The organism is Glutamicibacter sp. NPDC087583 (assembly GCF_044743685.1).
GTDB lineage: Bacteria > Actinomycetota > Actinomycetes > Actinomycetales > Micrococcaceae > Glutamicibacter.
On the sequence record NZ_JBIUWY010000014.1, the window covers coordinates 1 to 956 of the forward strand.

Annotated in this window: 1 protein-coding gene; it reads right to left on the minus strand. The window is 50.1% G+C overall.

Going from position 1 to position 956, the window contains the following annotated elements; all coding sequences use genetic code 11:
• Positions 1-234: 234 nt before the first annotated feature.
• Positions 235-750, minus strand: coding sequence for a GtrA family protein (locus ACIOU9_RS17855; RefSeq protein ID WP_402697797.1), 516 nt, complete (start codon positions 748-750; stop codon positions 235-237).
• Positions 751-956 lie beyond the last annotated feature (206 nt).

Sequence of the window (956 nt, forward strand, 5' to 3'; positions counted from 1 at the left end):
AAACCTTCAGTGAAAAGTGATTGGCTGCCGGGTAAACAAACGGTAGATTCCGTGTTGTTTCCGTTCCGGCAACAGATAAAAACTATACACAGGTTTTCAGGGCTCCGCAAATCGGCAGGGCACTTTTGACAGTGATCGTGGTTACACTGTGGTGGCATAATCCGCGGGCGTACTCTGACGCCCTGACAGTTGAACAAATCTGCAGCGGAATCGCGACTGCTTTGCTCCTGCGGTTTACAGGATCTCTGTACGTTTATGGAGCGTATTCAGGAAGACGAACTTCTTCATTGCCCACCATCGGAAGATCATCCCAAGTAACGTCCCGATAATTGGTCCGGTGATAAAGTCGGCGATCTCCTGGACGATAAAAGAAACGTGTGGTTCCGTGATTCCAAAGATCCAACGGGATACATAAACCGGCGCCGCAGTAATTCCAATAGCTACCGTAGACATGCCGACGAATTTGATGAACTGAATACGTTTGAGGCCGTGGGCGACATCCCCAAAGGTAAACCGTCTCGAGAGGTAGTAGGAAACTACCGTGGCCGCTGCATTAGCGATAAGAAAAGCTGAAGTTGGATGCGCCCCCAGAATCGTGAACTTCAATCCGTAATTCACTGCCAAGGTCAGGAGGAAGCAGAATCCTCCTATGCCCAGGAAGTACAGAGCTCTCTTTCGTTCCCGATACTGTTTTGGGCGCGATGGATCCCGTGCGCCTTCATCGCTAAATGCTTTGGCTCTGCCACTCATGGATCAAGCATAGACATCCCAGGATCGGCGAATAGAAAATTGAAACTTAATCAGGGCGGTTCTTAGTTATCCATATGGGTCACCTTGCACAGCATGCTCAGATTGAAGCTCATGAGCTTCCAGCGATGTATGAGTCGGACATTTTCGTGGCAGCGTCCAATGGCCAGGATGGGGGCAATGAGTTGTTATGCCCTGCGGCTCAACGG